Source organism: Candidatus Accumulibacter necessarius (genome assembly GCF_036625085.1).
In genome coordinates, this window is sequence record NZ_JAZKUM010000002.1 from 516,618 (window position 1) to 542,600 (window position 25,983).

At 63.4% G+C, this 25,983-nt stretch carries 17 protein-coding genes; 9 read left to right on the forward strand and 8 right to left on the reverse strand.

The window, feature by feature from the left end:
* The first annotated feature begins 397 nt into the window (after positions 1–397).
* Positions 398–2,251 carry a PAS domain S-box protein gene (locus tag V5B44_RS06685; protein ID WP_332358308.1) on the forward strand — a complete coding sequence of 618 codons (1,854 nt, stop codon included), beginning with the start codon at positions 398–400 and terminating at the stop codon, positions 2,249–2,251.
* Here the strand turns inward: V5B44_RS06685 and V5B44_RS06690 are convergent.
* The 6 genes from V5B44_RS06690 to V5B44_RS06715 form a co-directional block, all read right to left on the reverse strand.
* Positions 2,238–2,903: a response regulator transcription factor gene (locus V5B44_RS06690; protein WP_332358309.1), complete on the reverse strand. Its 666-nt coding sequence runs from the start codon at positions 2,901–2,903 to the stop codon at positions 2,238–2,240. The genes V5B44_RS06685 and V5B44_RS06690 overlap by 14 nt on opposite strands.
* Before the next feature lie 159 nt (positions 2,904–3,062).
* On the reverse strand, positions 3,063–5,078 hold the full coding sequence (locus tag V5B44_RS06695; protein ID WP_332358310.1) for a fused MFS/spermidine synthase: 2,016 nt from the start codon (positions 5,076–5,078) through the stop codon (positions 3,063–3,065).
* Between the two features lie 124 nt (positions 5,079–5,202).
* Positions 5,203–6,987, reverse strand: coding sequence for a mechanosensitive ion channel family protein (locus tag V5B44_RS06700; protein WP_332358311.1), 1,785 nt, complete (start codon positions 6,985–6,987; stop codon positions 5,203–5,205).
* Positions 6,988–6,999: 12 nt separating this feature from the next.
* Entirely contained in the window at positions 7,000–8,451 is a 1,452-nt protein-coding gene (gene tldD / locus V5B44_RS06705; protein ID WP_332358312.1) for a metalloprotease TldD, read from the reverse strand.
* 38 nt (positions 8,452–8,489) lie between these two features.
* A complete protein-coding gene (locus V5B44_RS06710; RefSeq protein WP_332358313.1) occupies positions 8,490–9,335 on the reverse strand; it encodes a carbon-nitrogen hydrolase family protein in 846 nt (281 codons plus the stop codon).
* Positions 9,316–13,320 (reverse strand): YhdP family protein, encoded by a 4,005-nt coding sequence (locus tag V5B44_RS06715; RefSeq protein WP_332358314.1) that lies wholly within the window; start codon positions 13,318–13,320, stop codon positions 9,316–9,318. The genes V5B44_RS06710 and V5B44_RS06715 overlap by 20 nt, the downstream gene beginning before the upstream one ends.
* Positions 13,321–13,452: 132 nt before the next feature.
* Here V5B44_RS06715 and glnE point away from each other — a divergent pair, with 132 nt between their 5' ends.
* Positions 13,453–16,197, forward strand: a complete 2,745-nt coding sequence (gene glnE / locus V5B44_RS06720; protein ID WP_332358315.1) for a bifunctional [glutamate--ammonia ligase]-adenylyl-L-tyrosine phosphorylase/[glutamate--ammonia-ligase] adenylyltransferase — start codon at positions 13,453–13,455, stop codon at positions 16,195–16,197.
* 70 nt (positions 16,198–16,267) lie between these two features.
* Here the strand turns inward: glnE and V5B44_RS06725 are convergent, their stop codons facing one another.
* Positions 16,268–16,816 carry a YaeQ family protein gene (locus tag V5B44_RS06725; protein WP_332358316.1) on the reverse strand — a complete coding sequence of 183 codons (549 nt, stop codon included), beginning with the start codon at positions 16,814–16,816 and terminating at the stop codon, positions 16,268–16,270.
* 219 nt (positions 16,817–17,035) lie between these two features.
* On the opposite strand from V5B44_RS06725, the gene V5B44_RS06730 reads away from it, so the two are divergent.
* From V5B44_RS06730 to V5B44_RS06745, 4 genes are all read left to right on the forward strand, one after another.
* Positions 17,036–18,259, forward strand: coding sequence for a diguanylate cyclase (locus tag V5B44_RS06730; protein WP_332358317.1), 1,224 nt, complete (start codon positions 17,036–17,038; stop codon positions 18,257–18,259).
* A gap of 207 nt (positions 18,260–18,466) precedes the next feature.
* The gene (locus V5B44_RS06735) at positions 18,467–18,586 is read left to right on the forward strand and encodes a hypothetical protein (protein ID WP_332358567.1); all 120 of its coding nucleotides are present in this window, start codon (positions 18,467–18,469) and stop codon (positions 18,584–18,586) included.
* 76 nt (positions 18,587–18,662) lie between these two features.
* Positions 18,663–19,730 carry a GGDEF domain-containing protein gene (locus V5B44_RS06740; protein WP_332358318.1) on the forward strand — a complete coding sequence of 356 codons (1,068 nt, stop codon included), beginning with the start codon at positions 18,663–18,665 and terminating at the stop codon, positions 19,728–19,730.
* A 602-nt stretch (positions 19,731–20,332) separates the two neighbouring features.
* Positions 20,333–22,099: a hypothetical protein gene (locus tag V5B44_RS06745; RefSeq protein WP_332358319.1), complete on the forward strand. Its 1,767-nt coding sequence runs from the start codon at positions 20,333–20,335 to the stop codon at positions 22,097–22,099.
* 285 nt (positions 22,100–22,384) lie between these two features.
* Here V5B44_RS06745 and V5B44_RS06750 read toward each other — a convergent pair whose 3' ends face one another.
* The gene (locus V5B44_RS06750) at positions 22,385–22,630 is read right to left on the reverse strand and encodes a hypothetical protein (protein ID WP_332358320.1); all 246 of its coding nucleotides are present in this window, start codon (positions 22,628–22,630) and stop codon (positions 22,385–22,387) included.
* Positions 22,631–23,348: 718 nt separating this feature from the next.
* Here V5B44_RS06750 and V5B44_RS06755 point away from each other — a divergent pair.
* The 3 genes from V5B44_RS06755 to rarD are packed head-to-tail and all read left to right on the forward strand — an operon-like array spanning position 23,349 to position 25,956.
* Positions 23,349–24,353 (forward strand): cytochrome-c peroxidase, encoded by a 1,005-nt coding sequence (locus tag V5B44_RS06755; protein WP_332358321.1) that lies wholly within the window; start codon positions 23,349–23,351, stop codon positions 24,351–24,353.
* 29 nt (positions 24,354–24,382) lie between these two features.
* Positions 24,383–25,069 carry a DUF599 domain-containing protein gene (locus V5B44_RS06760; RefSeq protein ID WP_332358322.1) on the forward strand — a complete coding sequence of 229 codons (687 nt, stop codon included), beginning with the start codon at positions 24,383–24,385 and terminating at the stop codon, positions 25,067–25,069.
* Positions 25,066–25,956: an EamA family transporter RarD gene (gene rarD, locus V5B44_RS06765; protein ID WP_332358323.1), complete on the forward strand. Its 891-nt coding sequence runs from the start codon at positions 25,066–25,068 to the stop codon at positions 25,954–25,956. Before V5B44_RS06760 ends, rarD begins: the two co-directional genes overlap by 4 nt.
* Positions 25,957–25,983 lie beyond the last annotated feature (27 nt).

Below are 25,983 nucleotides of genomic sequence, written 5' to 3' on the forward strand. Positions count from 1 at the left end.
AATGTGCCGTCGTCGACGCCATCTGCGCAATCAGTACCTGGTTATGGAACGGGCATGCCTGCCTGCCGAGGACTGCGATTCGCCCTGTACAGCGGAACCCGCTGCGCCGATTCTGTCGCGCCGCGAACGCGGTGGATAGCGGAAAACCTCCCGCTGGCGGTGGGAAAGTTTCCCGGCCGAGGTCACGTGGAAGCGCCCTCTGTTTGTCAGGCGGCCTGAACTTTCCGCGCCATTCAGTGGCTGGCTGCCGGTGTTTGCGCAATAATGCGCCTGTGACGCCGCCGCCTACCAGACACCTTGGACACCTGCTGTTCACTCTCACTCTGTCGGCACTTGGCGATGACAGCGACAGCGGCCCCTGCGGGGGCGCCGGGAGGTTCGCAACCGGAATGGCCAGATGAACGCAGTAATGGACTCGTCCTGCGATTCGATCGCCGTGCTCGACGAGCATGGCGTCATCGTCAGCGTTAACCAGGTTTGGCGGGCCTTCGCTGAAAGCAACGGCGGCAGCGCTGCGCTGGCGACCGGCATCGGCATCGACTACCTGGCGGCGGTGCGACGTGCAGCGGCGACCGATGCACTGGCCGCTGCGGCCCTGCAAGGCTGCGAAGAGATCCTCGCCGGACGGCAGACGCTGTTTTCGCTTGAGTATCCCTGCAACTCGCCGGATTGCGAACGCTGGTTCGAAGTGCACGCCACGCCGTTGGCAGGAGCTGTCAAAGGGATGGTCGTTGGTCATCGGGACGTCACCGCGCGCAAGGTGGTCGAGCGTGCGCTCGATCAGTGCGCCGTCGAACTGCGCGATCACGAGCATCAGCTGACGGCGGTGCTGAACAGCGTTTCGTCGATGATTGGCTACTGGGATCGCAATCTGCGCAACCGCTTTGCGAACCATGCCTATCGCGACTGGTTCGGGGTCGATCCGGCAACGATGCCGGGCAAGCATATTCGCGAGGTCATCGGCGAGGAACGTTACCGGCTCAACCTGCCCTACATCGAGGCTGTGCTGCGGGGTGCGCCACAGCAGTTCGAGCGTGCGATTCCGTCACCGGATGGGCGTTCGGTGCGCCATGCGCTGGCCCGTTACATTCCTGATGTCGTCGACGGCGAGGTGCAGGGTTTCTTTGTCGAGATCATGGACGTCACCTCGATCAAGCGCAGCGAGCAGGCCTTGCAGCGTGCGCAGGAGGTCGGCAGGGTCGGCAGCTACATCACCGACCTGCCGTCAGGGAACTGGGTTGGCAGCCCCATGCTGGATCGGATCATGGGCATCAGCCCGGCGTATGAACATACCTCCGAGGGCTGGGGGCGTTTGCTGCATCCGGCTGATCGTCAGGCAGCGCTGGCCTACGCCAGCCAGGTGCGCGCCGAGGGTGGTAAGTTCGACAGGCAATACCGGATCGTGCGGCCGAGCGATGGCGCAGTGCGCTGGATGCACGGCCTCGGTGAGACCGAGTATGGCGAGCAGGGAGTCCCCCGGCGCATCGTCGGCACGGTACAGGACATCACCGAGCGCAAGCTGGCCGAGGAGGAGCTGCAGGCACTGCTGGGCGAGAACACCCGCCTGGTGCGACAGCTGATTGCCGTACAGGAGCGCGAGCGGGCTGATCTGGCACGCGAGCTGCACGACGAACTGTCGCAGCATCTGACGGCCATCCGCGCCTTCGCCGGGGCCATGCAGCGCGATGGCGCGTCAGATCGCGAACGCGTCAGGGCTAACGCCCAGGCCATTGAGGATTCCGCGCGCGCCATCTACGAGGTGTCGCACCGCCTGATGGAGGGCTTGCATCCGAGCATCCTCGACGCCGCCGGTATCGTCGAAGCGGTGGGCAACCTGCTTGAGGTCTGGGGGCAACAGCATCCGGAAATCGAGTGGCGAGCCTCACTGGATCGCGATCTGGTGTGCAACGAGGACCAGGTACGGGTGGCCGTCTATCGCATCGTGCAGGAATGCCTGAGCAATGTCGCTAGTCATGCGAGCGCCCACCGGCTCCGGTTGATCCTCACCAGATGGCAGTGGCCGGACACCGAAACCCTGCGCCTGGTCGTCCGCGACGACGGCATCGGCATCGACGTTGGCACGCAGCACGCCGGCTTCGGCTTGCTCGGGATGCGAGAACGCGTCCTGAGCCTGGGCGGCTCGCTGCAAATCAGCCGCCCACGCGGCGGTGGCACCCGTGTGCGGGTGTTTCTCCCGAACGACGGAGTTGCGCCGCGAACAGGCGTCGACGGATCGCTCAGGGTTCGATGAGACCCTGCCGGATAGCCATCCTTGCCATTTCTGCAGGGCTGGAGACACCCAGCTTGGCCCTGATCTGGGTGAAGTGATTGCTGACAGTCTTGGGACTCAAGTTGAGGATGGTCGCGCACTCTGGCAGGGCGTGGCCCTCGCTGAGCAGCTTGAAGACCTGAAACTCGCGCTGGCTCAGCTGGTTGAACTGGGATATGCCTGACGGGCGGTGGCGCTCCAGCAGCGCCGGCACCATGTCGGAGCTGACGAAGGACTCTCCACTCGCCACCTTCTTCAGTCCCCGTAACAGGGCATCGACGTCGCTGCCCTTGGTGACAAAGCCAAGGGCGCCGGCCTCGAACGCCCGCTCGAGCAGTACCTGGGAATTGTGCACGCTATAGACCAGAATGGCTGCCCGCGGGTCGATCTCACGGATACGCCGGATGGCTTCGATGCCGCCGAAGCCTTCCATGCTGAGATCCATGACCACGGCGTCCGGACGTTGGCTGCGATACGCGGCGTGGGCCTCCTCGCCACTGGCCGCTTGCTGCAATACGCGCAGGGCGGGATCCGAGCCGATCAGGCTGCACAGACCGGCGCGCAGGGCAGGGTGGTCGTCCACCACCATCACCGTGAGTGGCTGCAGCTTGCCATTGAACGTGCTGCCCGGCATGCCGAGATACCCCCTTGTTTCTACGATGGGCGCTGAAGGATTGCACTGGCTGCCATTGCCGAACTGCCGGACTCCCGTACGCGCAGCCTCAGTCGCACCTTCCGCGGATACGGCATTATATCGGTTGCCGCAGACGCATGACAGATCAATCGGTCGCGCTCACTTCAAAATTCCCAGGAGATTCGAAAAGCCATCGGTCCATACCGCGAAGCCGGGGCGCGGAGCGAGCCTTTCGGCCTTCTTGATCTGCTTCAGCAGCCGGGTCGCAGGCTCCGGTTGGGCAATGAGTGCCCAGACCGAATGGCGGCAGAAGGCATCACCTTCGTCGGGATCGAGGTCGACGATCAGCGCGGTCATGCCAAGCTGCTGCGCGGCTGCCGCCACGACCGGTCGTAAATCGAGATAGCGGTTGGTAATGTGGACGGCGAGAACGCCGTCGCTCTTGAGGTGACGCAGGTAGGCCCGCATGGCTTCGATGGTCAGCAGATGTGTCGGGATCGAGTCACCGGAGAAGGCGTCGATTGCTAGCAGGTCAAAGTTCTGGACCGCTTCGCTTTCGAGCATCAGTCGGCCATCGCCGAGTACCGGCACGATGCGCGCTGCGCTGTCCCCCAGGTAGCTGAAGTCGTTGCGCGCCAGGTCGAGGACCTGTTCATTGATTTCATACATCCGCATCTCGTCCCCGGCCTGGCCATAGGTGGCCAGCGTGCCGGCGCCAAGACCCAGCACGCCGATCTTTCGCGGCGGGTTGCTGGCGAGGCCGAGCAGGGCCTGGCCGATGCCTGACTGCTCGCAATAGTAAGCCGTTGGTCGCCGGCGATAATCTGCCGAGATGAACTGCTCGCCGTGATTGATGCGACCGTGCAGTATCGTGCGCTTGATGCCCAGCTTTTCGTCGGCGACATCGTGGACCCGCAGTTGCCCGTAGAAATTCCTCAACACCCGCCGGTAATCCTCGACGTAGTCGATCGAGATGCCCGTCAGGCGGTAGCCGTAGGCGAGCAGGGCGACAACCAGCAGCCAGCGCCAGACCGGTTTGACTTCGCGCCAGAGGACGATGACCACCAGCAGGGCGCAGAGGAAGAGACCGATCGGCAGTTCGAAATAGGCATTGAACACCGCCGGGGCGAGCAGGCCGACCAGGCTGCCGCCGAGAGCACCGCCGATCGAGAGCATGAGGTAGAACAGGGTCAGATGGCGAACCGGCGGTCGCCGCCTGACCAGCTCACCGTGACAGACCATGCAGAAAACGAACAGGGACACCGACAGCAGGGTGACGAGTACTGGCACAGGCATGCCAACCCCGTCGACCACCCGGTCGAGGGCGAGAAAGGCGACCGGCAGCGCGACGAGGAATCCGGGCCGGTAGTAGTAGCGCGGTGCATCGAAGCAGAGGATGAAGCTCAGCAGGTAGATGCTCAGCGGCAACACCCACAGGAAGGGGACCGGCGCGACGTCCTGCGTCAGATGCCGCGTCAGCGCCAGCAGCAGGATCGAGGCGGTCATCGCCAGGCCAACCCACAACAGACACTCGCTCAATGGCGGCCGTGGCGTCGCCTCGGCGCTGCTGGTCGTCCGCTCAAGCTCGCTCGATACCCCTTGCCACGACTGCCGGGCGCTGGCGAAACAGGCCAGCACGAACAGCGCATAGGCCGCTGACCAGGCCCAGGCTTGCTCGAGTACCGGAAAAAAGGGTTCGACGAGCACCGGATAACTCAGCAGCGCGAGCATGGATGCGAGGTTCGAGAGGGCGTAAAGCCGATAGGGCACCATGCTATTGAACGAGCGCGCATACCACGCCTGCATCAGCGGCCCGGTGGTCGACAGCAGCAGGTAGGGCATGCCGACAGCCAGGGCCAGCACGACGAGCACGTTCCAGGTCGGGTGCTCGAATGCCGCTTCTTTCCATGCCGGATCGGCAACCACCGGCAGGGTCGCCAGGCTCAACGCCAGCAACACGCAATGGACCACGTTCTGGCGGCGGGGCGGGAGCCACTCGTGCAGCAGGTGAACATAGAGATAGCCGAGCAGGAGGGTGGCCTGGAAGAAGACCAGGCAGGTACTCCACACCGAAGAAGAACCGCCGAACCACGGCAGGATCATCTTGGCAATGATCGGCTGGATCTGAAACAACAGAAACGCCGAAAGGAAGACGGTCACGGCAAAGCTGATCATCGAGACTTTCTACGAAGACATGAAAAGGTGTCAGTGCTCGTGCCGACTATCCGGAATTTCCGGTTGGTCGGGCGATCAAACCAGGCGCTCAGCACTGGGGAGGCAGGCGGACCATCCCCCGGGGTCAGGCCTGTGGCGGAGCTACGTCCGCAGCTGCCGGTGGCGCGTGCCAGTGCTCGCGCGGTACAACCACGTTGTTGCCCGGCTGCATGACGAAGTGCGGCGACATGATCTGTACCCCGTAGGTGTTGAACTGATCCTGAATGTTGGCGTGCAGTGCCGACAATACCGGCACCCGCTCGAGTGGTTTGTCCATGTGTGCGAAGAGTTCGTATTCGACGTACCAGTCGCCCAGGCCGCGCTGGTAAACGAAGGGCTTCGGAATGGCCCGCAGGCCCGGTGTCTGCTCGGCAGCGGCGATCAGCATGGCATGCACCTGGCGCCACGGCGTGTCGTAACCGATGGTCACCTGGGTGGACACCAGGGTGCCGCGCGCGCCAGCCAGCCGGGAGTAGTTCTTGATCGGGCTGCCGACAAGAACCGCGTTGGGAATCGTCACTTCCTCGTTGCGCATGTTGATGATCTTGGTCGACAGGGCGCCGACCTCGCTGACCACGCCGACGGTCTCGCCGAGATCGACGAAGTCGCCGACCGAAAGCGCTCGTGAATAGACCAGTACCAGACCGCTCATCAACTGGTTGACGATTCCCGCCGAGCCGAGCGTCAGCATGAAGCCGAACATCACCGACAGGCCCCTGAAGGCGTCGCTGTCGGACATCGGAATGAACGGGTAGGCGACGGCGATACCGAGTCCCCAGACGATGATGGTAACGATCCGGTGGGTGGCGTTTACCGTCTCCGGATGCAGCCCGGGTACCTGTACCCGCCCGGCGCGGGCGGCTTTGAAGAAATTGCCGATCGCGTCGTTGAAGGCCTTGGTCATGAACAGGATGACGATGGCCGTGGTCAGTGCCGGGATGGCGCTGACGATGCCCGAGCCGAGGGTATCGAGCAAGCCGAAAAGGAAGTCGCTGAGGCGGTCGCCCAGGGGTTCGGTGAGCGGAAAGCGCGCCAGCACGAAGGTCAGCCAGAGGTAGGCGACGCTCAACCAGAGAAAACCCATCAGCAGTTGCGCGACACGTTGCACCAGCAACCAGGCGTGACGCGCCCAGCGGAAGGCGCTCGACTCGGGATGGGCCTCGATGGCCTGCTGAAAGTGACCGACCATCCATGCGGTTGCCCGACGAATCAGCCAGAGAAGGACCAGCGCGATCGCGGTCGCCAGCAGCGAGAGTCCGACCCCCTTCAACAACACCATCGGACGCCGCTGCGCGCTGGCTGCCTGCAGGGCTGTGCCCAGTTCGTCGGCAGTGCGCCGGGCCAACTCCTCGAGCGCGATCTTCTCCTCCGGGTCGAGATCGCCTTCAAGGATGTTGAAGAGAGCCGACTCGCCAATGTGCAGATTGATCCCGCGGCGGCCCTCGACGGTGAACGGCGTTTGCTCGATCGCCAGATTCATCGCGCCGGGTGGCAGGGCATCGATCCGGCTCAGAGCCCGCCGCACGCGGTATTCGGGTGTTGCGCCGGCCACGGTCGTGCGGAAAGTGACGATCGGCCGGAAGTGGTAATGCAGGGTCGCCTCCGGCGGCCGTGCTTCGTCGGCCGCCAGGGCGGGTGCGCCCGTGCCGGCCAGGAACAGACAGACTGCGAGCAACAGCCATGCGAGTGGCGCGGAGAATTTCGGGAAGCGACGGGTCAGGATCATGGCGAGTGTGAATTGAAGGTGAACCAGCGCTGGATTATAGTCTTCGCACCGCTTGGCATCCCCTGCCGGCGAGCGCTTCTCCAGCGATCGTGTTCCCCAGAATCCCGATGATCGATCAACGACCAGTCCATCCTGCCGGATCACGATGACGGCCTGCTAGGCTGTTCCGCCGACCGTCAATCCGTCGATGCGCAGGGTCGGCTGGCCAACGCCGACCGGTACGCTCTGGCCATCCTTGCCACAGGTGCCGACGCCCGGGTCCAGGCGCATGTCGTTGCCGATCATCGAAACCTGGTTCATTGCGTCCGGCCCGCTGCCGATCAGGGTTGCGCCCTTGACCGGCGTGGTCACCTTGCCGTCCTCGATCAGGTAGGCCTCGGACATCGAGAAGACGAACTTGCCGTTGGTGATATCGACCTGGCCGCCGCCGAAATTGACGGCGTAAATCCCCTTCCTGACCGACTTGATGATCTCTTCGACGCTCTTGTCGCCGTTCAGCATCGTCGTATTGGTCATGCGTGGCAGCGGCAGATGCGCAAAGGATTCGCGGCGGCCATTGCCGGTCGGGGCGACACCCATCAGACGGGCATTGAGACTGTCCTGCATGTAGCCCTTCAGGATGCCGTCCTCGATCAGGACCGTACGCTGCGTCGGATTGCCCTCGTCGTCGATGTTCAGCGAACCACGTCGCTCGGCGAGGGTGCCGTCATCGATGACCGTGACGCCTCTGGCCGCGACGCGGCTGCCGACGCGACCGGCAAAGGTCGAACTTCCCTTGCGGTTGAAATCGCCCTCGAGTCCATGACCCACCGCCTCGTGCAACAGGATGCCAGGCCAGCCGGCACCGAGAACGACGGTCATCGTACCCGCCGGCGCCGGCCGGGCCACCAGGTTGGTCACCGCCTGATGGACCGCCTCGCGGGCGTAGCCGTGCAGCAGGTCGTCAGTGAAGAAACTGTAATCGGTGCGTCCACCGCCACCCGCAGACCCCTGTTCTCGCTGCCCACCCGCCTCGACGATCACCGTCAGCGAGACCCGCACCAGTGGCCGGATGTCGGCCGCCAGCCGACCGTCGCTGCCGGCCACCAGGACAACCTCGTACTCGCCGGCGAGGTGAGCCATCACCTGCGTCACCCGCGAGTCCTCCGCACGTGCCAGTGCTTCCAGCCGTTCGAGCAGTTTGACCTTGCCGGCAGCGTCGAGTGAAGCGAGGGGATCGTGCGGCACGTAGAGCCGATGTCCGCCAGTTCCTTTCTTCAGCGCCGGCACGCGCCGCTCCTGCCCGGCCGCGGCAATTGCCCGTACCGCCGCTGCCGCGTCGCCCAGCGCCTTGGCGCTGATGTCGTCCGAGTAGGCAAAGGCGGTTTTTTCACCTGACAGCGCGCGCACGCCGACACCCTCGTCGATGCTGAAACTGCCCGCTTTGACAATGCCCTCTTCCAGGCTCCAGGCCTCGGAACGGCTGTACTGGAAATAGAGATCGGCATAGTCGACCTGATGCGCCATGATCTTGCCAAACACCGGCGTCAGGTCGGCAACATCGAGGCCATAGGGTGTGAGCAGGGTCTTGCGGGCCTGTGCGAGAAGGGTTTGAGCTCTTGCGTTCATTGACTTTCCATGGTTGATGCGGTGGTGTGGGCTGTGGCTCACATGACGCGGTGTCTGAGTGCCGGCAGGCTGGCCCGGGTTTCGGCCAGGCGACCTTGATCGAGGTCGCCGATGACGACGCCTCGTCCCTTCAGCTTGCGGTCGACGATCGTCCCCCAGGGATCGATGAGCATGCTGTTGCCATGCGTTTCACGGCCGTTTTCGTGCCGGCCACCCTGGGCGACGGCCAGCACGTAACATTGATTCTCGATCGCCCGCGCACGCAGCAGGATCTCCCAGTGTGCCCGCCCGGTGGTCTCGGTAAAGGCGGCCGGAATCACCAGCAACTCTGTGACACCGAGCGCACGATAAAGCTCCGGAAACCGGAGGTCGTAGCAGATCGACAGGCCGACGCGGCCAAAAGGCATGCTGAAGGCGACCGGCTCCCGGCCGGCCTCGATGGTCGCACTCTCGTCGTAGGCCTCGGCCCCCTGGCGGAAGCCGAACAGGTGAATCTTGTCGTAGCGCGCCACGCACTGACCGTGGGGATCGTATACCAGGCTTGAATTGAGAACCTTGTCGGGACTGTCCGCCCACAGGGGAAGCGAGCCGCCGATCAGCCACACGCCGTGTTCGCGGGCGCTCGCTGCCAGGAAATCCTGGATCGGGCCATGGCCCACGTGCTCGCGCACGCGGACCTTGTCCCGGTCACTCATGCCCATGATCGCGAAGTATTCCGGCAGCGCAAGCAACTCTGCACCCTGCGCCACGGCTTCGCTCATCAGGGCTGCGGCGGTCCGCAGGTTCTCTTCGACGCGCGGCGTTGAAACCATCTGCAGGGCAGCCACCCGCAACGTGCGGACAGGCGGCGACGGGGCTGTCAGCTCACTGGTGGACGGGGGCATGGCTTGCTCCGGTGGGGTTGGTGGCGTTGATCTCGGGCGCAGATCCCGGGATGGCCGAGCGAGCGATCCTCTCGACCTTGGGGTCGTCCCACTTGCCGGTGACCAGATACTCGAAACTGAAAACCTTGTTGAGCGGGCCCTGCAGGATCTTGTCCGCCAGCAGGGTGGCAATGCCGGCCAGCGGATTGATGATGGCGACACCCAAAGCGGCACTGGCCCCCAGATCGGGCTGCACGGTTACATTGAGATGCTGGGTTTCATTCTTCAGGTCGGCTTCGCCACGCATCACCACACGCGCCGAGGGGCCGTCAATCTGCAGGCGATCGGTACGCATGACGCCGCTCTTCACCGTCATGCTGCCGCTGATGCTGTCGAAAGCAAAACCCTGGCTGAAGACATCGCCGAAATCAAGCGTGAAGCGACGTGGCAGGCTCTGCAGGCTGATCAGGCCGAGCAGCTTGCCCGCCCCGGGGTCAATCTTCAGAAATTGCCCCTTGCTCGCTTCGAGCTTCATGTCGCCACTCAGCGTCGCGTAGTCCAGTCGACTCGGCGGCCCGTTCCAGCCGATCTTTCCCTGCAGGGTCGCGCGGCCGGCACGCACGGCACCGACGTAGCCTAGCCGCTCCAGCAGCTTGCCGACATCGCTGCTGTCAAGCGTGAAATCAAGTTGCGTGCGGTTGGCCGCGCTGATCTGCCACTGACCACTGCCGGACAGGTTGCCATAGGGGTTGCGCAGGTCGACCCGGTCGATGCGCCAGATACCGCCATCGTTATGGGCCTGCACGTCCAGACGCCCGAAGCGATGATCGCCGACCGAAAAATCGTCGACCACGATGTCGAGCGCCGGCAGCTCCTTGAGCGCTTCGGCGGGCCCCACTTCCTCGCCCGCCGCCTCCGGACGGCGCCATTTCCTGAACTGCGCCTTCAGCTTGCCGGCCCCCGAGCCATCCCAGAGAAAGCTGCCCACCGCCTGATCCGACTGCACGGTGCCCCGCCACAGCGAAGTCGCGCCCGAAGCGCCGATGCTGACGCCAGTGTAGGAGCCGCCGAGCAGGACGACTTCGTCGGCCTTGAGATCGACCGAGACCGGAACGTCGGAGGCGGATCCAGCGCTGCCTTCCTTGCCACGGCTGCCGACTATTTTCTGCCAGTAGTCAGCATTCAGCTTCCTGGCGGTGACCCCGACTGTGATGCCACGTTCCGGCAATGGCGCCAGCGGCCGACCAATCATGATCGCACCACGTTCGGGATAAGCGTCCTTTCCCTGCTTTCGCCGGATCACTTGCATGCTCAATACATTGCCGAGAGTGGCGCGCAACTGGTCGCGAACGATCGCCTGGCTGCCACGCGGCGCTGGCGTTGGCAGCAGTGAGCTCTCGAAACGCAGCGGCATCGCTTCGCCGGCATTCTTGCCCAGCGGCTCCGGCAGGGTTGAAGCGACGCCAACCAGAGTCGAGTCCAGCAACAGTTCAACGTCGCGCTTCTGTACCCGCACCTCGGCACGATAGGGCGTCGTCCCCGAGAGATTGTCGAGCAGCGGCATTTCCAGGCGTCGCCGCAAGTCGTCGATGGCCAGCGTACCGTTGGCGGTGATCAGCACCTTGCCACCCTGCGTTGCCCCCTTGATCCTGACCGGGCCGCCAAACAGCAGCGCGTTGATCTCCGGTACGCGCAGATCCTTCTCGGAGAACTGCAGACTGCCCTTGACCTGCCGCAGCGGCGGCAGCGCCGGATCGACGGTCACCTCGTTGGCCAGAAAGGTATAGGTGCCATCGATCCTGGAATCGCCAAGCCGTGCCTCCTCAAGCGGAATCACCAGCGCAATATCGAGGTGACCCTTGCCGCTGGCGCGCATGTTTTCGGTGAAGTGGTCAATCTGGGCCGCGACCGGGCTCTGTTCAATGAACTTGAGGAACTCCGAAGTTTCACCCTCGGCGCGGCCCTTGACCTTCAGAGTGGATACCGGGGCATCGAAGTCGGGAATCTCGGCGCTGGTCTGTGACAGCGTGGCGCCCAGAATCGATCCGCGCCTCGCCTGCACCACCATGCCCACCCCCTCGAAACGCAGATCGGCGTCGAGGTCGCTGATCACCGGCCAGCCGGTGCCGTAGTCCAGGGTGACGCCCTGTGCCTTGACGGTGACGAGGAACTGGCCCTGTTTTCGGTCGAGAAAGGGAAAGTTCGCCAGATCCCCCTTCAGGATCAGTCTGGCCTCGCTGGCTGTTCCTCCCTTGAGTGCGTCACGAACCCAATGCCGGGCATCGGTGTTGATTGCCGCCGGCAGGTAGCGCCAGACGCCACGCGCGTCGGCGCGGGTGAGCGACGCCGTCAGATCGATGCGGCCTGGTCCTTCGCCGTCGTTGCGGTAGGTGCCCTGTGCCGAGCCGGCCGCGTCGGGGCCGGCGAACTCGGCGCGCGATAGCTCGGCGGCCAGCGCTCCCTCGCTGATCTTCCACTTGGCCTGCGCATTCAAGGTGTCGAGTGCGATCGAGGACTCGGGAAAAACGTCGGGCAGGTCGATGCTCACCTGCTGCGAGCGCAACTGCGCAGCACCCCCCTGCTCGCTGGCCTCAAGTGAGCCGGACAAGCCCGTGACACCCGGGAAACGCCCGTCGGGCTTGAACGCCAGGTCCTCGAAACGGCTCCTCAGCGAATAGGTCTGCAGGGCTTCTGAGTCGCCCTGCCAACTGGCCCGCAGTTCACTGACTCGCCCGCGCGGTGCGTAGTCGTTCAGCAACTGGCGCGAACCCGCATCGAGCGGCAGGTAGGCAGCAAGGCTCGCCAGTGCGCCAAGTTCCACGGCGCTGGCGGTGGCACTGCCGCGTACCGACTTGCTGCCAGCCGTCTGGGGCTGCCACTCCAGGTGAAAATCAGTTGGCTCAATGCGGATGCTCTGCACTGGGACCGCGGTACTCCGCCCAAGCCGCCGCGTCACCAGTTCGACGCGACGTCCGTCAACCCGCACCCCCGAAGGCGAAAAGCGCGCGCCAATGCGGCCGGACAGGTGGTCCAGCCCAAGCGCCGGCAGGTTTTTCGCCAGACGAAGGTTGACGTCGTCGAGCGAGACGTCAGCCGTCAGCTCGTGCAAGCCACCATCCGCAAACCCGAGCCAGGCCCGCACCGCGCCTCGACCATGGGGCAAGGCCACCGGGTAATCGATCCAGGCGCGCCAGACGGCCAGATCGGCATAGTCGATCTGGGCGAAGGCCTGCCCCTTCCAGGAGGCCGCGTCCGCGATCGACCGGCCGTGAAAATCACCCCGCAGGTCCAGCTTCGAGGCGAGTTCGGCCGGTGGCAGGGCAGTCAGGCCGAAACGGTGCTTGCGGCCATCGTTGTCGAGGGCCAGGTTCAGATCCTCGAGGATCAGTGGCGGCGCATTTCGTTTGGCGTCCTCCCAGACCACCGTTGCGCCGTTGATGCGAATGCGTTTCTGGGCCAGCACCCAGTCGGCAGCACCGTTGTCGCTGCCCTGCCGGTTGACCGCGATCCCCGCGACATAGAGCTGGCCGTCGACGTCGCGGCGCAGGTGCAGTGTGGGTTCGTCGAGGCGCAGCAGACTCAGCCGCAGTTGCAGGCGCGGCAGTGACGACCATGAAAGGACGCTCTCGACGCGGCTGAAGGCCAGTGCCGGCTGCCCTTGCGCGTCGGCGATCCGGACATCGGACAGAATCAGGTCAGGATTGAGTCCCTGCCAACTGGCCTGGATGCCCCCGATGCTGACCGACAGCCCGAGTGCCTGACTGACCTGGCGCTCGATCTCGGGCCGATAGTTCTCGATGTTCGGCAGGATCAGATAGCGCAACGCCAGAATCAGCAGCACGAAAGCAAAATAGAGCAGCAGCAGGCCACGCAGCGCAAGGCGCCCGATCAAACGCGCCGTCGGATGCGAAATCACCGGCACCAGATAGTGCAAGCGATGGTAGAGCGCCGGGCGCAGTTCCTCGTTGCGCATCAGATTGGGCCAGCGCAGCGAGACTTTTGCCAACAGTCGGTGAGCGTCACTAGAATGTCGGGATACCCGGTCGGACGATTGAACCACGCATTGTAACGGCTTTGCTGTGGGTCTTCAGTTCCGGCAGCACAGGCCCGATCCAGCAGATCACCCGACGAGACACTCATGGAACCCCACATCGATCCCCGCGGTGCCGATCCCGGCGCGCTCCATTTACCCTGGCAGACCGCCCAGACTCACAGCCGCTACCTGCGCCAGTTGCTTGCGGCCCGCCCGCAGATCGCGAACTGGCTTGGCGAGCACGCCGCGCAGCCGGTCACCGCGGCGCAGATGAGCGACTTTCTCGCGCAGGCAGCGCCAGCCAGCGACGAGAGCCTGAAGCGCGCCCTGCGGCAGTTGCGCCAGCGGGTGATGGCCACCCTGATCGTGCGTGATCTCGGCAACCTGGCGCCGTTGAGCGAAGTTGTCGAAAGCATGACCCAGCTCGCTGATGTGACTACCAACTTCGCGCTCGACTTCTTCCATCGGCAGCTGAGCGAGCTGTTCGGCGAACCGCTCGACAGCCGCGGCCAGCCGCAGCGGCTGCTGGTCATCGGCATGGGCAAGCTCGGTGGCCGCGAACTGAACGTCTCGTCCGACGTTGATTACATTTTCGTCTATCCCGAGGAGGGGCAGACTGGCGGCAGTGGTCGTCGGCTCGACAACTACGATTTCTTCCTGCGCCTCGGCAAGCGCCTGATCAGCGCCCTGGGTGATATCAGCGAAGACGGTCAGGTTTTCCGGGTCGACATGCGTCTGCGACCAAACGGCGACTCCGGAGCGCTGGTCGGCTCGCTCGGCTCGCTGGAAAACTATTTCATCACGCAAGGCCGCGAGTGGGAACGTTACGCCTGGATAAAGGCCCGGGTGATGAACGAAGGCGTCAATCTGCAGCCGGAATGGGTGAACGCCCTGCAGAGCATCGCCCGCCCGTTTGTCTTCCGCAAGTATCTCGATTTTGGCGCGATCAATGCCATGCGCGGTCTGCATGCCCAGATTCGCCGCGAGGTCGCGCGCAAGGACATGGCCGAGCACATCAAGCTCGGTCCGGGCGGCATTCGCGAAATCGAGTTCATCGCCCAGGTCTTCCAGTTGATCCGCGGCGGCCGCGAGCCGGCATTGCAGATCCGGCCGACACTGCAGGTCCTCGCCCTGCTCGCCGAACGTCGCCTGCTGCCGGTGGAGACCGAGCGCGAGCTGGCAGCAGCCTATGAGTTCCTGCGCCGCCTCGAACACCGGCTGCAATACGTCAACGACGCCCAGACACATCGCCTGCCGGGCGCTGACGAAGAGCGCCGGCAGATTGCCGCTTCGCTGGGCTTTGCCGACTGGCATGGGTTTCTGCTCGTTCTCGACGCCCACCGGGCGACCGTTGCCCGCCATTTCGAGCAGGTCTTCTCGGAGCCGGAGGAGGGTCGGCATCCGCTGGCCGGAATCTGGGACGACCCAGTGGCCGGCGACGATTCGCTCGAGCGCTTGTCCACGCTGGGTTTCCGCCAGCCCCAGGTGATGCTCGAAGGTCTGCAGAGCTTCCGCCAGAGCGGCCGCTACCTGCAGTTGCCGGCGAGCAACCGCGAGCGCCTCGATGCCCTTGGGCCACGCCTGATCGACGCCGCTGCGGCCACCGGCACCGCCGACGCGACCTGGCAGCGCGGCCTCGCTTTCCTCGATACGATCAGCCGGCGTGGCGCCTATCTGGCGCTACTGCAGCAGTATCCGCAGGCGCTGATGAAGCTGGCCGAACTGATCGGCAGCTCGTCGTGGGCCGCCGACTACCTGACCCGGCACCCGATTCTGCTCGACGAACTGCTCGATTCGCGCATCTTTGATGTCACCACCGACTGGCAGCGATTCCGTCAGGATCTGCACGCGCGCCTGGCCCTGCACGTCGACGACATCGAGCGCGAAATGGACATTCTGCGCGAAACGCACCACGCGCAGGTTTTCCACTTCCTGGCGCAGGACATCGCCGGCATGCACACCGTCGAGCACCTCGCCGACCGCCTCAGCGAACTCGCCGACATCATGGTGCAGACGACGATGGATCTCTGCTGGCATAAACTGAAGCACCGCCATCCCCATCCCGAATGTCCGCCGCGCTTCGCGGTCATCGCGTATGGCAAACTCGGCGGCAAGGAACTCGGTTTCGCTTCGGACCTCGACCTGGTCTACCTGCACAATGACCCGGAGCCCGATGCCGGCGAACTCTATGCCCGTCTCGGGCAGCGGATGAGCACCTGGATGTCAACCCAGACGGCGGCCGGCATGCTCTTCGAGGTCGACCTGCGCCTGCGCCCGAACGGCGATTCCGGCATGCTCGTCTCGCCGATCGAAGCTTTTCGCGACTATCAGTTGCAGCACGCCTGGGTCTGGGAACACCAGGCACTGACGCGGGCCCGCTTCTGCGCCGGCGACCCGGCTGTCGGCGAGCAATTCGAGGCCATCCGCATCGAGATCCTGAGCCAGGCGCGCGATCTGGCCACGTTGCGCGATGAAGTGCTGGCGATGCGCCAGCGCATGCTCGATCAACACGCTTCAGGAAGCGAGGAGTCGTTCGACATCAAGCATGACCGTGGCGGCCTGATCGACGTCGAATTCATCGTCCAGTACCTGGTCCTCGGCCATGCGCACAGGCATCCCCGGCTTTGCGGCAACCTCGGCAACATCGCCCTGCTCGGGATAGCTGCCGAACTGGGCCTGATTCCGGCCGACCTGGCCGAACCGGTGCGCAGCGCCTACCGCGAGTTTCGCCGCATGCAACACGTCCTGCGGCTCAACGCCGGCCGTCGCGCCCGCGTCGAACGCACCTCGGTCAGCCACCGTATTGAAGCCGTTCGCGCACTCTGGGAGGCGGTATTCGGTGTGGCGTGAGCCGAGCGGGACGGGTTGCCGGGAGAAGAAAGTTGCTCCCGGGGGCGAACGAAGGCCTGGGGGAGGATCTCTACGGATTCGACGAGAACAGGATTTTCGGTGCCAGTTCGAGCTGTTGCCTTTGGTTGCCCAGCCAGATCAGCCCGTCCTGAACGGTGCATTGCAGGCGCATGCTGCGTTCGGCCAGGCCGGCCAGGGCCTGGCTCTCACGCGGGCTCAACGAGAGTACGTGCAGATTGGGCTGAGTCACCAGCTTCTCCGAATTCTGTCGCCACCAGATGTCCGCTGCTCTGCCGCCATAGCTGACGACAATCACCCTGCGCGAACGACCACAGGCGCGGCGAATGGCCTTCTCGGCCGGTAATCCGACATCAATCCAGCGCTCGACGCTGCCTGCTGCGTCGATGTCCTGGAGATCCGCTTCGTCCTCGGTCGACAGGCCGCGTCCGAAGACCAGTGTTGGCGAGGCGTAGAGCGTGAAGGCCAGCAGCCGAATCATCATCCGCTCGTCGGTCTCCGACGGATGGCGGGCGATCGTCAGGCCGTAGTCTGAAAAGTGCCCTCGATCAAGATCGGCAAGCTGGAGCTCAACCTTGAAGATGGTGGACTTGATGGCCATGTGGCACCCCGAAAAAGCTAGAGTATCCCACGGCGGGTCGGTTGGAGCAGGATGTGACATGGTGTGCTGCACACAACGGCGCGACCGCCGTGCGCCTGGCCCGGAAAGAAGAAGCCGCGCGAGCGGGCAGGATATTCGGTGAAGTCGTTGTAGTATTGACCCTTGAGCTAGGTTGCGCGTCGATCAGGGCTGCCACCGAGTGGTGCAGGATTCTGCAGGGTGTGCCCAGCGCGCAAGGCGCTGACCGCCGTGCTGCTCGAGGTAAAGTACTTCGCTTCTGCAAGGGTCAAGGGAAGCGCCACCAACTCAACTTGGGATGCCAAGGCAATGCGTCGCCCTGCGTTCGTGAGTCAGTACCTTGGTGACCTGTTGTTGGGCACCGACCGAGCCATGCGCTTGCGCCTGGCGCAGACAGGCTTGGCCCTCTTGCTGATGCTGATGGGCATGGCGGTCGTGCTTTGGGCTGCCTGGGTGCTGGACCGGCCGCGTGGTCCGCTGTACGTTTGGACGGTGAGTTCGCTGTTCGTCATCGTCATGGTCTATATGGCCATTCGCTGCGGCTGGTCACGGCGCTTCAAGGACCCATCACTGACTTTGCCGCAGATGGCGATTGCGATTGTCTGCAGCGCGACCGGCTATGCGTTGATGGGTCCGGTACGTGCAATCGCATTCCCCAATTTGCTGATTATCCTGATGTTTGGCATGTTCGGTCTAGGCACCATCAGCGCCTTGGGCATCAGCATCTATGCTCTGCTCGCGTTTGGCCTGAGTATGGCTTTGATGGCTTCGATCAGCCCCGATGTCTACCCGCCGACGGTTGAACTGGCGCATTTCATGATGCTGGTGATTGTCGTTCCAGCGGTCTCGGTTCTGGCCGGGCGTTTGAGCCGCATTCGCCGCCGATTGGGCGAGCAAAAGCAAGAGCTGACCGTGGCGCTCGAACAGATTCAACTCATGGCCGCGCATGATGATCTGACCGGCTTGTTGAATCGCCGTCACATGGTGGTCCTGCTGGAGCAGGAAACGCAACGCAGCCAGCGCTCGGGACAGGGATTTTGCCTGGCGCTGATCGATATGGACCATTTCAAGCGCGTCAATGACCGGTATGGCCATGCTGCGGGTGACGAGGTACTGCGCGCCTTTTCCGACACCGCGCAGGTAGTCTTGCGCCGGTCGGATGTGCTGGCGCGCTGGGGTGGTGAGGAGTTTGTCCTGATGCAATCGGCGACCGGCATGTCGCTTGCCGGAGCCACCATGGAGCGCCTGCGCGAGCAGGTGGCGAAGCTGGCGCCCGCGTTTGGCGAGGACGTCCTGCAGATCAGCTTTTCGGCCGGGCTGACTGAACACCGTCCAGGTGAATGTGTGACCCAGACGCTGGAGCGTGCCGACCGCTTGCTCTACGATGCAAAGGCGCAGGGTCGCAACCGGGTAGTGACAGGCTGATCAAGCCGGCAGGCCAGCTGCAAAGCCTCAGTCGGTCACCGACAGTTCCTGACCGATTCATCGACTCGGGCGCTGTGCCCGTCGTCCGGCTGACCGAAGTGTTCTGTCAGGCAGCTACCGCAGGCATCGTCCGCAGTGCGTACCAGATCAACCGCGGAGTACACTGTCGATAAGTTTGGCAACCACTGCAGCGTCGGGGGCAAGGTGATGCAGATCGAGAACAACCATGGCCGAGACATCTTCAACGGCCATATTGGCTTCGTCGCCGGCATTGATCGGGATGAAGAGGAACTCGCCGTGACGTTCGATGGCCGGGTGGTCAGCTAATCCACTGTGCGCTCTATACTCTTCAAGGTCGGCGCCGCCGTGGCAGCCGGAGTCGGCGGTTGAACGCGAGGGGGTGATGATGAGCAAGGGCACGGCACGGACAGTGGCGACCCATCTGGCCGGGCCGGGCGGCAGGATTCTCGCGGGCGGTTTTTCGCCGCGGCTGTGCCGGCGGCTGAAGGCGTGTGTCGCCGCCATGGCGGCCCTGGAGAAGATTTCCTCGCCGATCATCCCCTATATCGCCGCCTGGCGCGAACACGAGAAGATCATCTGGTATGAACATGTCGGAGCACGGTTTCTTGCCCTTCTCGGCTGCGAGCGGGGGGAAGTCGACGAGGTCTTTCGGCAGAGTATCGTCGATCGGCGTCTCTACCGGTACGCGGAGCGGGAGAGCAAGGTGGAGGAGGAGATCGTCACCCGGGCCGAGTTGCGGGGCGATCAGGCCGGCTTGCGCGCGGAGGTGAAAAAGGCGGGGACGGTGGAGTTCGTCTATCAACTGGCCTTGCCGGCGGGGAAGACGATCTGGCTGAAGGACCAGGCCAACATCGAGGTCTTTGTCGAGGACCAGATCTGTCTCTCGATTGGCTGCCTGACCGAGGTCACCAAGGAGATGGAGCAAAAGGATCTGCTGGAAAAAATCGGCTATTTCGACGAACTGACCAAGTTGCCGAAACGCACCATCCTGCAACGGATTCTCGAGATGAATATCGGCAATCTCCGCCGCGGCCACATCAACGATTTTGTCTTTCTGTTGTTGGACCTGGATCATTTCAAGGCGGTGAACGACATCCATGGCCATCAGGCCGGGGACCAGGTCCTGGTTGGTTTCGCGGACGTGATGCGCGCCACCAAACGGCATGAGGACGAGATCGGCCGCTATGGCGGCGAGGAGTTTTACGGATTCTCCATCGGCGGCCTGCAGAACGGCATCCAGTTTGCCGAGCGCTTGCGGCTGGCGGTGGCCAACACCGACTTTATCTTCAATCGGGAGCGGATCCCGGTCACCGTCTCTGTCGGCCTGGTCGCGGCGAGCCAACTCGCGGAGGTGGGCGAAATCAGTGTCGAGGAGTTGGTGCGGGTCGCAGATCGGCGGTTGTATGTAGCCAAGGGAGAAGGGCGAAATCGGGTGGTTTTTCGGGGCTGATACATCAGGACTGCGGGGTTTGCACCCGACCATCACCGATGCCAGACCTCACATTCTCGCCGGACCTCTCCAGCGGAAAAGCTGCCATCAAGTTCTTCAAGGCCAGGCTCGCAGCTTGCTTGCCCCCAAGAATTGCCTCCACGATGCGGTCTTTCGGGTTTTGTTTGGCGATTTCAAATGCCCGCTGCCCCGATCACTTCATCGGAAACAGCGTCAGCAAGCCCTGCAACTGCAGGGGTGCTTACGACTCTCAGTTGCCGTACGCGGTGTCAGGGGTTCGATGGCCGTTGACGGAGTGGAGCCGCCGTTCGCGACAACTGATCACCGACAAGTCCTCGGCCAAAGCGGACGGTGAACTGCATATCCGCGAACGACCGCTGAGGAGCGTATAGCGGTCTCTCCCATATGACGACCCGTGAGCCGCTGCCGGCCAAAGGCTGGCGCTCGTCCGTGACTGCTCTCTGGTACTCGCTCCCCCCCCCAATTTGTACCGATGCAGCGCTGGCCTCCCCACCTGCGATCGGCGAACAGCCCCCACGTAACTCGGGCGCGGGTTGCTGGATTAAAGTAGAGGTTGCTGACATCACCTAGAGAACCGATCCATGAACGAAGCTTGGATTCTTCAAACCTCTGAAATTCGGCGTCCGTTCTCTCGGGCGACCTGGGTCTCTCTCCGGGCATCACTCAATGACGAGAAGGGCAACGTGAAGGAAGTTGGGTATATCGGCGACATATTCGCTTGCGGCTCCGTCGCCTTTCCTAACAAGCATCGCGAACTTGCCGAGCGCTTGAGCTGGAGCGACATCGGCATCGGGCATACCGTGGCACCGTATGCATACTCGGACGGACACTACTCGCCGATCGACGAGTACCAGTACAACGACAAGGAGCCCATCGGGATCAACCTTGTTTTCGAGCACCCACAGCCCGTGGTCGGCGGCCGACAGTGGATTCTGAATCCTGACCTGGTGGTCTCGCTTCGACTGATTAAGGAAGGGCCGAACTGGGTCAGGCCGGAAGAGGACTTTGTCGTGGTTGCCAGGGAGACGATGGAAAGCGATGGCAGCCATCGCCTGATAGAGATCAAGCGCGAGTTCCTAATGGACTATCTGGCAGCGCGCGGCCTGTCCCTTCGTCTGTCCTATTACCGCCAGCGCGTCGAGAACGTGGCCGACCTCAAGGACAGTCCCTATGCGGACCTAAACGAGGTCCAGGAGCAGCGTGAAGGCGGAAGGTACGAGCTGCGCATCAAAGAACTGAACGCCGTGTTCGGCGGGAGCTGGGCATCGTTTCGTATGTGGCGCACCGACGTCGACGAGGAGGAAGACGCTCTGGTCATGGGTCCTGAGACGAACGAAAACACCGCCTCCGAGAGCGCCAAGGGCCATCGAAGCGGCTACCCCGGTGTGCGCGTCGAAGGTGAGTTCTGGCGGGACGAGTGGATCGAACATCAGGGAAAGAGCACGCGTGTGCGCGGGGACGAGGATCAGAATCTGCCGTACTTCATCGTCGACACTGACGGTTCGCGCAAGTTCTCGGCGGAGCTCAACAACGAAGACATCGGACGGTGGCTCTGGTTCCGCCCGTCCGTGGTCAACGAGCTCCTAAGCCATCGAGGCTTCTCCCTGGAGTGGTACACGGCTGAAACCGGTGCAATCAAATCCACTTCGGGGTACTCAACTCATTTCGGTATCAACGCCTCGGAACTCATCACCGTCTATGCCTACGACATCGCTAAGCTGCCCGCCTGGGAGCAGTTCCTCTGGGCCGCGAGCAATGTTGCTCCGGAGGGCAAGGTCAGTGCGGAGCTCCTCGCCTCGCAGGTCAAGGCGCAGCCAGCGGACACCGTTGCCGTGGAGGAGATTCTGTTTGGGTGCATGCGATTACTGGAGACCAACTTTCGCAAGACATTCGGTGTGTCGCTGTTTTCACATGAAATTGATGATGCGGCGTCGATGCAGCACGTCTCTCGCTTCTCGAGCAAGGACCAGGCGTCACTTTTGCGGTTGGCCAAGGACCTAGTTCGCATTTTCACTGACCGACTCGACGAGCGCTCTCTTCGAAAGCTCTCCGAGCATCCAGATAAGGACAATCTGAAGTCGAACAAGTTGCTGCAGAGCATCCTGGCCCAGAAGGTCGGGGAGGCGCACGCACGAGAGGTCTTCGCTGCCATCGTCGGCGTCTACGATATGCGCCTTGGCGACGCACACCCGACAAGCTCGAAGATCGGCGAAGCCCTCAAGCTCGCCGGCATCGACACTGCAGCGTCGTATCTGCGGCAAGGCGAGCAGTTAATCCGCAACTTCGGTCACGCCATTTGGTGCACCGGGAGTCTACTTTTCGGCGGCCACGAGAAGAACGAGGAATAAGCCGTTCGCTGTCGGACGGCCCAATCACTGCCGATCGGCGGATCGGCAATCAGCCTTGAGCGGACATCATCGGTCACTTCTTTGGCCGACCGCTTAGGCCGAGAAGTGTGAATTGGCCTTCCGACAGCTTTCGAAGTACAGCAGTCGTCCAGATGACTGCAACCAAGGGCTGGCTACCGGCCGCAACTGGCCGTGAGCCGAGCCACATCGCTCGTTTTGCAGAGGCTCCTCTCGCTGTTCTATGAGCCGAATCCAGGCTTTGTCGTCACCGGTGACCGAGAGCTTTCATGCAACAGGAGCTAACGCGATCTTGATGCGCTCCAGGCCGTTGCCCACCGTCTCCGCCATTTTCACGACCTCGGGATCGTCAGGCACCTTCTCAATCGCCCATTCGCAGAACGAAGCCATGAGCGCGGCTCGTTCCACGGAGAACTTCGAGTCGGCCAAGCCAGACTCAATGATGGGGATCAGGGCTGCAGCGGCTCTGAGACGGTTGATTTCCGGGGTTGCCGGAGGAATCTGCTTCGACATTTTTATATTCTATCGAGGGCTCGGCGGAACACAGAGGAACTATGCAACACCGGCTATCGATCACCCATCACCCATCCCAAATCGCAACCTCTTCCCCGACCACTTGACAGGCAGCGGTCGCGTCAGCTCCTTCAGCATCAGGTGTGCTGGTTGCTTGCCCGCCAGCACGCCGTCCATGACGTGCGCCGCCAGCAGCGCCAGCCAAATCGCCCCCGACGAATGACGGGCCTGTGGATCGCTTTGCACCCGACGTCCCGACCCTGGCAATGGCTCGGTGACGGGCCGCTTTCGCAAGTCAGTTCATCCCTCCGGTTCCGGCTGCTCCGCGGGAATGAACGGAATCAGACCTTTCTCAAAGGCCATCCGCCGGATGTGGAGAAGAGGCTTCTCATCGCTCTTCGTTTACAGGGAGGCAAATGTCCGCACATACCTCAGCTTTTCGTCCGACAGACCAGTGAGATCCTGCTCGTCAATACGACTCTCTCGTCTTCCTTGTGTGCCAGCCGGCAGTACGTTCACACCCTGCGTCCACCACGCTTCTCGACCGCCGCTGAGAGCAGATCGTCAGAAGCGACGTCAGCAGCCATCCTGCCGCCTTCCACTCGCGCATGACCGACACTTCCTCCCATACTCCGGAATTCTGCGATGCTTGAGATCGCAGAGCTCTTGCTCGTAGTGTTACTCTATTTCCGTGATCAACCCAGGAGGAGACAAAGAGATGAAAAAGTCACTGCGTGTGTGCTTGCTTGCCGCCGGTGTTGCCGTCGTCGGGCTGGGCTGTGTGACGGTGTCGCAAGACGGCGCCGGCTACGTCCGCTCTTCCGCCCTGCCGGCACCGCCTGATCCGGCCGACAACCCGACGACGCCGGAAAAGGCTGCGCTCGGCAAGCAGCTGTTCTTTGACCCACGCCTTTCGGGCGATGGCAGCATGGCCTGTCAGGGCTGCCACTACCGGCACCTTGGCTGGACCGACGGCCTGCCGTTGTCGCGCAAGGTCGGCGGCGGCATGAACACGCGTCACACGCCCAGCGTCTATAACACCGGCTACTACACCTCATGGTACTGGGATGGTCGCGCCAAAACGCTGGAAGGTCAGATCACCGCCGCCTGGAAGGCTCAGATCGGTGCCGACCCGGTCAAGGCCGCCGCCGTGATCGCTGCCGTGCCCGGCTACCAGGCCACGTTCCAGAAGGTCTTCGGCGCCGCGCCGGACGCGGACAACATTCCCAAGGCGCTCGCCGCCTTCCTGCGCACGCTCAACAGTGGCGAGGCACCCTGGGATCGCCATGTCGCCGGCGACACGACGGCCGTGTCGGCCGATGCGGTGGCCGGTCACGAGTTGTTCGTCGGCAAGGCCGGCTGCGCCGCCTGCCACCGGCCGCCGCTTTACAGTGACAGTCTGTTCTACAACATTGGCCTCGAAGCCGGCAAGACCAACCCGGATCCCGGCCGCCAGGCGGTGACCAAGGAGGCGAAGGACCTGTCGGCTTTCAAGACGCCATCGCTGCGTTCGGTCGCCATCGCCGGTCCCTACTTCCATGATGGCAGCGTCAGCAGCCTCGACGGGGCCGTGCGCTATATGGCGTCGGGCGGCAAGGCGGATCCGAACAAGAGCGCTCTGCTGATCGACCGCAAGCTCTCCGAGCGGGAGATCAGCCAGCTCGTCGCCTTTCTCGACACGCTGACCAGCGACGAGCGTTTCCAGGCGCCGACCCTGCCGTAGGCAGGGTTGTTCTGTGGCAGGATGGGCTGATGCAGGCACTCCACCGTCTCGCGCTGGCCGACTGGCTGGCCCTTCTTGCCTTTCTTGCCTGCTGGGCTGGCTATGCCTGGTTTTCCGAGCATAGCCGCTGGGCCTCCGGCGGGCTGATCCGCCGCACCCAGGACTTCCGGCTCGAGTGGGCCTACCAGATGCTGGCGCGGGAGGTGCGGGTCACCGACTCGACGCTGATCGGCAACCTGGTGACCAGCGTCACCTTTTACGCGAACACCACCATCTACATCATCGCCGGTCTGGTCGCCGCCCTCGGCGCTGCCGACAGGCTGTTGAACTTTACCGCCGACCTGGCCTTTGCCGGCGCCGGCAACCGGGAAATGCTGGAGATCAAGCTGATGCTGGTGCTCGGCAGTTTCGTCTATGCTTATTTCAAGTTCACCTGGTCGCTGCGTCAGTTCAATCTGCTGTCGATTCTGGTCGGCGCGGCACCACTCGGTGAGCGGTCGGAGCCGGGCATCGAGCGCTATGCGCAGCGGCTGGCCGGCGCCAACAGCCTGGCCGGCGACGACTTCAATCGCGGCATCCGGGCCTACTACTTTGGTCTTGCTGCGTCTGGCTGGCTGTTCAGTCCGCTGCTGCTCGCCGTCCTCGCGCTGCTGATTCTGCTGGTGCTCTATCGACGCGACTATCGCTCGGCGGCGCTCGACATCCTGCGCCATTGAACACCAGCCGCCAACTGGCCGGCGTCGGTTTCGGCCTGCTCGCCTATGGCATGTGGGGATTCTTTCCCCTGTTCTTCCGCCAGCTCGCGCACGTTTCGCCGATGGACGTCCTGAGCAACCGCGCCGTCTGGGCCTGCCTGTTTGTCGGCGGGCTGCTCTCGCTGCGTCGGCAGTGGCACAAGGTCGCGGCGGTTTTCGGGAGCTGGCGGCAGCTGCTGATGCTGGTCATTGCCGCTTCGCTGATCGGCACCAACTGGCTGGTGTTCCTGTGGGCCGTCGCCAACCAGCAGGTGGTCGCCTCCAGCCTGGGCTATTTCCTGACGCCGCTGGTCAACGTGGTGCTGGGCCTGGCGGTGCTCAAGGAGCGGCTGAACCGGCTGGAATGGCTTTCGGTTGCCCTCGCGCTGGCGGCGATCGCCAACGAGGTCATCGCCATCGGCAGCCTGCCCTGGGTTTCGCTGATCCTGGCCGGGACGTTCGGTACCTACGGCCTGGTGCGCAAGCGGTTGCCGGTTGATGCCGTCTCCGGTCTCTGGCTGGAAACCCTGGCCATGCTGCCGGTGTGTGCGCTCTACGCCTGCTGGCAGGCGCAGAACGGGCAGACACTGTGGTTTGCCGGCCATGATCTGACGACCACTGCCTTGCTGGTCGCTGCCGGTGCGCTCACCGCCCTGCCGTTGTTGGCCTTTGCTGCCGCTACCCAGCGCCTCGATCTGGCAACCGTCGGCATGCTGATGTACATCAACCCGACGCTGCAGTTCGTGACCGCCATCTGGCTCTTCGGCGAGCCGATGCAGGTCGCCCAACTGCGCAGTTTCGGCCTGATCTGGCTGGGCCTTCTCGTCTTCAGCTGGAGCGCGTGGCGGAAGTACCGGCTGCCAGCCTAGCGCAGCGCTGCCAGCGCTGGTGATCGC

Excerpts from the sequence above, each read along its gene's own strand:
- V5B44_RS06685 (WP_332358308.1), top strand. The coding sequence starts at position 398 with ATGAACGCAGTAATGGACTCGTCCTGCGATTCGATCGCCGTGCTCGAC.
- V5B44_RS06690 (WP_332358309.1), bottom strand. The coding sequence starts at position 2,903 with ATGCCGGGCAGCACGTTCAATGGCAAGCTGCAGCCACTCACGGTGATG.
- V5B44_RS06695 (WP_332358310.1), bottom strand. The coding sequence starts at position 5,078 with ATGATCAGCTTTGCCGTGACCGTCTTCCTTTCGGCGTTTCTGTTGTTT.
- tldD (WP_332358312.1), bottom strand. The coding sequence starts at position 8,451 with ATGAACGCAAGAGCTCAAACCCTTCTCGCACAGGCCCGCAAGACCCTG.
- V5B44_RS06710 (WP_332358313.1), bottom strand. The coding sequence starts at position 9,335 with ATGCCCCCGTCCACCAGTGAGCTGACAGCCCCGTCGCCGCCTGTCCGC.
- glnE (WP_332358315.1), top strand. The coding sequence starts at position 13,453 with ATGGAACCCCACATCGATCCCCGCGGTGCCGATCCCGGCGCGCTCCAT.
- V5B44_RS06725 (WP_332358316.1), bottom strand. The coding sequence starts at position 16,816 with ATGGCCATCAAGTCCACCATCTTCAAGGTTGAGCTCCAGCTTGCCGAT.
- V5B44_RS06735 (WP_332358567.1), top strand. The coding sequence starts at position 18,467 with ATGCAGATCGAGAACAACCATGGCCGAGACATCTTCAACGGCCATATT.
- V5B44_RS06740 (WP_332358318.1), top strand. The coding sequence starts at position 18,663 with ATGATGAGCAAGGGCACGGCACGGACAGTGGCGACCCATCTGGCCGGG.
- V5B44_RS06745 (WP_332358319.1), top strand. The coding sequence starts at position 20,333 with ATGAACGAAGCTTGGATTCTTCAAACCTCTGAAATTCGGCGTCCGTTC.
- V5B44_RS06750 (WP_332358320.1), bottom strand. The coding sequence starts at position 22,630 with ATGTCGAAGCAGATTCCTCCGGCAACCCCGGAAATCAACCGTCTCAGA.
- V5B44_RS06755 (WP_332358321.1), top strand. The coding sequence starts at position 23,349 with ATGAAAAAGTCACTGCGTGTGTGCTTGCTTGCCGCCGGTGTTGCCGTC.
- V5B44_RS06760 (WP_332358322.1), top strand. The coding sequence starts at position 24,383 with ATGCAGGCACTCCACCGTCTCGCGCTGGCCGACTGGCTGGCCCTTCTT.